Here is a 7,176-nt window from a genome sequence, read left to right on the forward strand (position 1 = left end):
ATGACGGATGCAGAAGTGCAAGACATCCTGGCCAATGCCAAGAGCGAGGAAAAGCAGGAAGCCAAACCCGTCGCCGATACGGGGTCCGTCCGCATCACCGGCGCGAAGTCCGAATGCGACGATATCTGCAAATATGCATGCGAGTGCATGGAGGAGAGAGGCGGGGGCACCGACCTTCACCGAATGCATGGCTAGAAAGCTGCGTAAGGATTACTACGATTAAAGTGGGCCTCGCCGAGCGGACGGCTCGACGCGTTATCCGAAGTCTCCGAATGCAGATGGACCCCGACCGGAGGTGAGCTACGACCCCGAGAACGGCTATCGTCCAGTGGAAAGTCAAAACGTGTCGGAATGCCTACCTCGCAATATCCGGTCAGAGGTGCGCCTCGGCCGGACATTTCGTGGTGGAAGGATGGGAAGCTGTGGAAAATATTCGAACTCAAGTTCCCGACGGCCAATGGCGGAGTTGATGGCAAAACACCGATGCAGGCAGCCGGCGAATATGAACGAATTGCGCGCTCTAACGGATTAAATCCACGAAAGGATGTCGTTGACATCGACGTCCAAAAGGATTGCGACTGCTCGCAGCAGGTGGGCGTATCCAAGCCAGGTCGGTGTTAACTATACTTCGTAATCAGCATTCGAGGTTTGCATGCAATACCCTCTCGATCTAAAGCTCGACCCAGAAGACATCGAACATCGTGGTATTCTGCGTGATGATGACGTTCGTCTTATCCGGTCGCGCGTTGGCATTCTTTTGTCGATCTATTTTGCCGACGGCTGGAGTCAGGAGAAGCGTGAGGCGCTGATCACGTGTCTTGGGGATTATCTGTCTTTCTTCTCAAGCGAGGTTACGCATTTTCAAGTCGACGACGAACCTAAAATGCGAGCCTACAAGGAAGGTGGCGTTCCGGACGAGTATAGACGCCTTCTGGATCTGCCTGAGACCGACTCGCTCTTCGTATATCTTAAACAGGCAGATACGGCTGAGCCTTGGGACCCGTCACGCTTGATGTTCATGGGCTTCGGTCACAGAAAGAGCAAAGTATGGCCGTCCTCCGGCATCGAGGTTCATTTTTCGCCACGTTTCGTTTTCGAGAATACAGACCGTTTCGTGGGGCTCGTTCCGCAATTGGTCGCAGCGGCTCGAAGCTGTTCATGGCTCATGCGGCCTGGGCGTTCTGTCGGACCCCGGCTCCGAGAACTCGGCCGACGCTTACTACTATCCCTGGCTGATGCAGTATCCCGCGCTGGAATACGACGCGATGGGGAGCTTCTGGACAGAAACCCAAAACGGCGGTTCCGAACTGCCGCGCTCGTCCAACTGGTTGACAATCCTCGGTAACGCAAATGTCGAGCGACTGGGCGGGCTGGAAGCCATTCGTGCGTCAATATTAGATAATGTGCACCTGGAAACCTATTCTGGGGGCGTCGTCATTCGTGCCGGAAAGCTGCCGGCGCTCGGCGATGCGGCCACCGGCGGCATTCCCGAGGCCTATCGCACCGTCGCCCGTTTGATAAAGCCCATTCGCTTCGAGGGATATGAATACGGCATCATCAAGTTGCCTCCACATATGGACGACGACGACGACGTAAGCTTGGGCGAGACCCTGAAGTGGCTTCGCCGCTTCGATTGACGGACCGCTTAGACATGGGAGAGAACCATTGGAACAGGTTGTCGCCGTCGAATTCGGCTGGACCCCTGAAACGATCCAGGAAAGCGATTTCCGGGGGTTAGTCGCGGCCTATATCTCAGGGGACAAACCGCGTTTCAGCCAGCTTTGCGCCGATGCCAAAATCGTCGGCGCGATTGATGCGAGGGGGCTGCGCTGCCCCTATCCCGTCGCCATGATGCGAAAGGCACTTGCCGCCATGAAAAGAGGCGAAAGCCTGGTGCTCCTGGCAGACGATCCGCTGGCGCGGCTAGACGTCCAGAACGCGGTCTATAAGGGGCGCAACTAATTGCGCCAAAGCGCAGCTTTCGAAGGCTTCCATGCCTTCGTGGCCGAAAAAGCAGGCGGTAAGGAGTGAGGCTCGTACTTTGGAGGCAATCTGCACGTTTTTATCAGGGTCCGGGGCGGGTGGATCACCTGCCCATCAGCTTAGCCTTGACGGCCGGATCAATAGATTATTCCGCTCGCATCGAGGCTGGAGAGGGCCTGTCCGCCGCCGAGCGATGACCGCGAGATCGTTCATGAAATCCGTCCGCTTGGCCGGCTTGATAAGGAATGTTTGTAGTGCACGAGAATTTCGAGTACTTTCTAAAGTCCTATTCACCCGTTTTTCCGACGGAGAAACCAGGCGATAGCCAAATCGAGCGGCTCGAGAAGATTCTGCCGGGTTCTCTGATGGAATTCATCAGACGGTATGGTCTCGTTGCTTTTCATGGAGGCCTTTTCCAACTTTGTGATCCGGATGAATTTCGTTCCGTTCTTGCTTTGATATTCGGAGCGGACAGTGATTTTCACCACAAGGATTGCCATGTCGTTGGATACAGCGCGTTCGGCGTCCTACAATGCTGGTCTGACAAATACTTCAAATTTGAGATCGAGCTACCGCTCGGTGTAGCATACTGCCGGGCGTTGACGTTGCCGGGCTGGAAGCTCGCTGCGTCCGCAGATCACATCGCCTCCGCAGTCGTACCTGATCGTGAGGAGGCTGATTTTCTCGACGTTGATGGAATTCCAATGTTCGATCGTTGCGTTGAGAAGTATGGGCCTCTGCGCCAAGGGGAATGTTTCGGATTTGTTCCCGCTCTTGCGATCTCGGGCGCATTCGGCCCTATGCAGCGAGTGGACAATATCCAGCGTATGCCTGCATTGGAGCATTTCTCCATTCTTGCACAACTTGAGCAATTTCAGCTGGCTACCCTAACACCAACTGAGGTCGTGCCGGTTCGTCCAATTGGTTGATACAATTGACGCCCGGTTATATGGGAGGAAATAGACCATGGAATGGGGCCGATAAGACTCGGAATGTCGCCCAGCGAAGTGGCCGCTGTACTCTTCGAGAAGATTGGTATTAGTACGGGTCGTCTTGAGGAGAGCGTATGAGAAGATCATTCGGTAACGGCCTTCGCCAAGGGCCTTTGGGACGACCGTATAAACCGCTTCGTTTGCTTAGTTTCGCTAGCTAGGTTCCTCGCGCGCTGAGGCTCACATTGGACTGGGATATTATTTCTTTCATTGGATCGGGTCCGTTGAAGTTTGGAATGACGCCTGCCCAGGTTGCATCGCTCATTGGCAGCTCTGGGTCGAACGCGGTCCCGCTCCCATCCCACGGAAATATGTCATTACCAGCAAGACCATGGCTGCAGCGCCGCAATACACGCTGCGGATCAAGTCGTGGGATACCGATACGCCACCGGATGCGAAGAGTTTCGCCTTTGCCCCACCTCAGGGGGCGAAGTCGGTCGAATTCAACGCATTGGCTGATGTCGGCGAAGTGCCGGCCCCGGCAGAAGCGCTGAAGGAGTAGTGGAGATGTCCAGACGTCGAACTGCAACACTCGTCCTCGCCTCGGCACTTGGGGCCTTCGAACTGTTCTGGAGCGGAACGCTGCGCCCGGAACGGCCGGCTGATCTGATCACGCAAGCGGAAGCGAGGGTCGGGCGGCCATTGACGCCCGTCAGTTATGCCGGCGTGGCGCGACGCACGACCCGCCGCGCCGTCTACGCTGGAGCGGCGGCGGCGACACATGCGCCGGGGTGCGTTCAGATCCGCGACGCCAATGGAAACATCGTGGGCTACCGATGCCCATAGAGCGCTTCTTGCACCGATCCTGGCATCTACCCGTCGTCTTGGGTGTGCTTTCGACCCTGCTCGTCGCATGCGCAAGCCGGCCGACGGGGGTGCTGCAACCCGTCGCCGCGTTCCCATCCGCCAGCCAGGTCGAGATGCTGGTCGCGACCACGCGCAACCGTGCCGAAAAGCCCGGCGAGATGTTCAGCGGCGAGCGGGCGTTCGCGCCGAAGTTCGCCGAGATCACCGTGTCGATCCCGCCGAGCAGCGTCCGAAAGGTCGGGGAGGTCGCCTGGCCACGCAAGCTTCCGCCAAATCCGGCTACGGATTTCGCGACGGTGAAGGCGCAAGAGGTGGACCGGCCGGAGGCGGAAAGCTGGCTGAGCAGCTCCGTGCGCAAAAGTCCCGACCGCAGCGTGCTTGTCTTCATTCACGGGTTCAACAATGATTTCGAGGATGCTGTCTTCCGCTTCGCGCAGATCGTTCATGATTCCGGTGCCCACAGTGCCCCGGTGCTCGCGACCTGGCCCTCGAGGGGCAGTCTGCTGGCTTACGGCTATGATCGCGAAAGCACGAACTATACGCGCAACGCGGTGGAGCGGCTGCTCCAGTATCTGGCGCGCGATCCGGAGGTGAAGGAAGTCTCGATACTCGCCCATTCGATGGGCAACTGGCTGGCGCTGGAATCGTTGCGTCAGATGGCGATCCGCAATGACGGCCTGCCGGCGAAATTCAAGAATGTCATGCTGGCCGCACCGGACGTCGACGTGGATGTGTTCCGCTCGCAGATCGCCGACATGGGCAAACAGCGTCCGCGTTTCACGCTTTTCGTCTCGCGCGATGATCGTGCTCTCGCGGTTTCCCGGCGCGTTTGGGGCAATGTTTCCCGCTTGGGGGCGATCGATCCGGAGCAGTCGCCCTACAAAGAGGAACTGGCGGCCAACAACATCACGGTCATCGACATGACCAAGGTTAGGACCGACGACAAACTCCATCACGGAAAGTTTGCCGAGTCACCGGAGATCGTCCAGCTGATCGGCACTCGTCTTTCATCGGGCCAGACATTGACCGACAGCAAATTGGGGCTCGGCGATCATATCGTGGCGGCAGCCGCGGGCGCCGCGAACACGCTCGGCACGACTGCGGGCCTCGTTGTTTCCGCTCCGGTCGCTATCGTCGACCAGAACACCAGGCAAAACTATGCCCGCCACGTCGAGACAGTTATTGGACCCGCCGGCCAAGTCAGCCCCGGCACCGCCGAACCCGACTGCAGCAACAAGAGCCAGGCGAGGACCGGAAATTGCAGCCGGTAATTCCGTCTAACAACGATTGTCAAAAAGTGTTTGGATAAATTCGCCGTTCGCCGATGATCCAGTCGGCGCCTTCGAATCGGGATCGTAGCTGAATACCACTGGGAGACATGATGAAGACGTGCCTTACTCGAAGCCTGGCTGTGATCGGAATTTGCCTCTCGGCCGGCACTGCCATGGCTGCCGACGTCTACTCGCCGATGGCGCCCGAGGTTCAGCAGACGACCACCGAGACCGGTTGGACTTTTTCCTTCGCGCCCTATTTCTGGGCAGCGGGTCTCTCGGGGGACATCGCACAGTTCGGGCTGCCGGAAGCCCATGTCGATGCCAGCTTCAGCGACATCTTCGACCACCTCGACTTCGGCGCCATGGCGATCGGCGAGGCCCGCTACGGTCCCTACAGCATCTTCGCCGACGTCATGTACACGAAGATTTCGGGTTCGGCCGGCACGCCGAGGGGCATTCTAGCCGTTGAGGTCGAGGTCTCGTCCGAGACGTTCGCCGGCTTGCTCGGTGCCGGCTATTCGATTTACGAGGACAACGCCGCACGGATCGACCTCGTCGGCGGCATGCGCGTGTGGTCGGTCGAGAGCGATCTCTCGTTCAGCGGCGGGATTCTCGACGGCGTTTCGCGAAGTGACGAGGCGACCTGGGTCGATGGCTTGGCCGGTTTTCGGGCGACCTATTCGATCACCCCGGAGATCTATCTGACCGGATGGGGGCTCGTCGGCGCCGGGCAGGCCGACCTCGACTGGGACGTCGCCGCCGCGATCGGCTATCGCTTCAGCGACACGATTTCCGCCGTGGCCGGCTATCGTGCCCTCGGCGTCGATTACAGTGACGACGGATTCGTCTTCGACGTCGTGCAGCAGGGCCCGATCCTCGGACTTGTCGTGCGGTTTTGATATTCAGCCACTCAGTGTCGCACTGCGCGTGATGCAGCGGAATCCGACATGGCACGTCGACGTGTCGACGGGCTGCGCCATGCGGGCCGCCGGGCGGTAGCGCCGGCAGTAGTTGGCGGCGCAAAGATAGGAGCCGCCTTTCATGACCCTGCGCGGAATCTTGAGGTGCGGCTGGAGCGGATCAATGCTGTCCGCTTGATCGCCGCCCCTGGGATTGGAGATCGTGCAGCACGGGCTGTCGATCTTGCCGTGGTCCTGATACCAGTCCGATGTCCATTGCCAGACATTGCCGGCCATGTCGTAGAGGCCATAGCCATTGCCCGGAAAGCTTGCGACGGGAGAGGTCGTTTCGTAGCCGTCCCCACACAGGTTCTGCCAGGGGAATTCACCTTGCCATGTATTGGCCATCGGTCGGCCGCCGGGCGTCCATTCGTCGCCCCACACATACTCCGCCGCTTCGAGCCCGCCGCGGGCCGCGAACTCCCATTCGGCCTCGGTTGGCAATTCCTTCCTCGCCCACATGGCGTAGGCTTCCGCGTCCTCGTAGGCAACATGAACGACGGGATGATCGTAGAGGTGTTCTATCGAGCTTCCAGGCCCATGGGGGTGCCGCCAGTTCGCGCCTCGCAGATAGGCCCACCAGTTGTAGTGATTGCGCAGGTCGACGCGTGTCCTGGGCTTGCTGAAGACCACGGATGCTGGCGCCAGCATATCCGGCTTCGAACCCGGATAGTCCTTCGGATTCACCGGACGCTCGGCCAGCGTGACATAGCCGGTCGCCTCGACGAAGGCCGCGAACCCTCGATTGGTGACGGTACAGACGTCCATCCAGAAGCCGGTGACCGCCACTTTGTGGGCCGGCGCTTCCTCGGGATAGTGCCTGTCCGACCCCATCAGGAAGGTGCCGCCCGGGATCCACACCATCTCTGGGCCGAGGGAGGGCGTCAACGGCGAACCTATAGGGGTTCGTTCGGCATCGGCACGCTTTGTCATGACGTTTTGTTTCCTCGTTCCCGGCAGGATCGGGTTTCATTTGTCGAGATCACCGTTCGAACGCAAAGACCTTGGTCCAGTCGTTCTTCATGTCGACGACCGTCCAGTCCATGATCCCGGCTTCGTCGAGGCCCTTGTCCAGCCGGCCGATCGACGAGGCCCTATCATAGGCCCATTCCCGGTGACGTGCTTCCCGCAAATCGGATCGTTCTGAACTGGAATTTTCCA

At 59.0% G+C, this 7,176-nt stretch carries 8 protein-coding genes; 7 read left to right on the forward strand and 1 reads right to left on the reverse strand.

Features of this window, described 5'->3' with window-relative positions; genetic code table 11:
- Nucleotides 1-1,100: 1,100 nt before the first annotated feature.
- From N181_RS31730 to N181_RS14150, 7 genes are all read left to right on the forward strand, one after another.
- Nucleotides 1,101-1,637, forward strand: coding sequence for a type VI immunity family protein (locus N181_RS31730; RefSeq protein ID WP_272949677.1), 537 nt, complete (start codon nucleotides 1,101-1,103; stop codon nucleotides 1,635-1,637).
- 28 nt (nucleotides 1,638-1,665) lie between these two features.
- The gene (locus tag N181_RS34035; protein ID WP_037399425.1) at nucleotides 1,666-1,962 is read left to right on the forward strand and encodes a sulfurtransferase TusA family protein; all 297 of its coding nucleotides are present in this window, start codon (nucleotides 1,666-1,668) and stop codon (nucleotides 1,960-1,962) included.
- 275 nt (nucleotides 1,963-2,237) lie between these two features.
- Nucleotides 2,238-2,912, forward strand: coding sequence for a GAD-like domain-containing protein (locus N181_RS14135; protein ID WP_162129713.1), 675 nt, complete (start codon nucleotides 2,238-2,240; stop codon nucleotides 2,910-2,912).
- 319 nt (nucleotides 2,913-3,231) lie between these two features.
- Nucleotides 3,232-3,477: a DUF2092 domain-containing protein gene (locus N181_RS31740; protein ID WP_255876669.1), complete on the forward strand. Its 246-nt coding sequence runs from the start codon at nucleotides 3,232-3,234 to the stop codon at nucleotides 3,475-3,477.
- Between the two features lie 5 nt (nucleotides 3,478-3,482).
- Nucleotides 3,483-3,761 (forward strand): hypothetical protein, encoded by a 279-nt coding sequence (locus N181_RS14140; protein WP_037436546.1) that lies wholly within the window; start codon nucleotides 3,483-3,485, stop codon nucleotides 3,759-3,761.
- Entirely contained in the window at nucleotides 3,752-5,053 is a 1,302-nt protein-coding gene (locus N181_RS14145; protein ID WP_050994805.1) for an alpha/beta hydrolase, read from the forward strand. The genes N181_RS14140 and N181_RS14145 overlap by 10 nt, the downstream gene beginning before the upstream one ends.
- 110 nt (nucleotides 5,054-5,163) lie before the next feature.
- The gene (locus N181_RS14150; protein WP_037436476.1) at nucleotides 5,164-5,955 is read left to right on the forward strand and encodes a hypothetical protein; all 792 of its coding nucleotides are present in this window, start codon (nucleotides 5,164-5,166) and stop codon (nucleotides 5,953-5,955) included.
- A gap of 3 nt (nucleotides 5,956-5,958) precedes the next feature.
- Here the strand turns inward: N181_RS14150 and N181_RS14155 are convergent, their stop codons facing one another.
- Nucleotides 5,959-6,879, reverse strand: coding sequence for a formylglycine-generating enzyme family protein (locus N181_RS14155; RefSeq protein ID WP_037436539.1), 921 nt, complete (start codon nucleotides 6,877-6,879; stop codon nucleotides 5,959-5,961).
- Between the last annotated feature and the right edge of the window lie 297 nt (nucleotides 6,880-7,176).

It is taken from the genome of Sinorhizobium fredii USDA 205 (genome assembly GCF_001461695.1).
GTDB classification, from domain to species: Bacteria; Pseudomonadota; Alphaproteobacteria; order Rhizobiales; family Rhizobiaceae; genus Sinorhizobium; species Sinorhizobium fredii.

Bases quoted from the DNA above. Each gene is read 5' to 3' on its own strand.
- N181_RS14140 (WP_037436546.1), top strand. From the start codon at position 3,483: ATGTCCAGACGTCGAACTGCAACACTCGTCCTCGCCTCGGCACTTGGG.
- N181_RS14150 (WP_037436476.1), top strand. From the start codon at position 5,164: ATGAAGACGTGCCTTACTCGAAGCCTGGCTGTGATCGGAATTTGCCTC.
- N181_RS14145 (WP_050994805.1), top strand. From the start codon at position 3,752: ATGCCCATAGAGCGCTTCTTGCACCGATCCTGGCATCTACCCGTCGTC.
- N181_RS14155 (WP_037436539.1), bottom strand. From the start codon at position 6,879: ATGGTGTGGATCCCGGGCGGCACCTTCCTGATGGGGTCGGACAGGCAC.